Raw genomic sequence first — 210 nt, 5'->3', positions numbered from 1 at the left:
TGTAGTGGTCAACAAAAACTGGCCACAGCTTTAGAGTTTTTCCAGAACAATCGTTCTGATTCATTCGGCGTCAAACCACCATTATATTGATGAGGTCTGAGCTGGCTGTAATATCCTGTGATGTAATTCGTTATTGCCGTGCTGGCTTCACTAAAATTCGCGTAGCCATTATCCGGTACCCACTCTGTTTTCAGGCTTCTGAAGAACCGT

1 protein-coding gene is annotated in these 210 nt (G+C 43.8%); it reads right to left on the bottom strand.

Going from position 1 to position 210, the window contains the following annotated elements:
* Positions 1 to 8: 8 nt before the first annotated feature.
* Positions 9 to 210: IS3 family transposase (locus A7098_RS22500; RefSeq protein WP_157943563.1), on the bottom strand; the 202-nt coding region annotated here is incomplete at its 5' end.

Source organism: Escherichia sp. MOD1-EC7011, from assembly GCF_002965005.1.
Taxonomy (GTDB): domain Bacteria; phylum Pseudomonadota; class Gammaproteobacteria; order Enterobacterales; family Enterobacteriaceae; genus Escherichia; species Escherichia ruysiae.
Note: the sequence above shows the minus strand (reverse complement) of the source record. Positions and strands in the feature narration are given on the sequence as shown.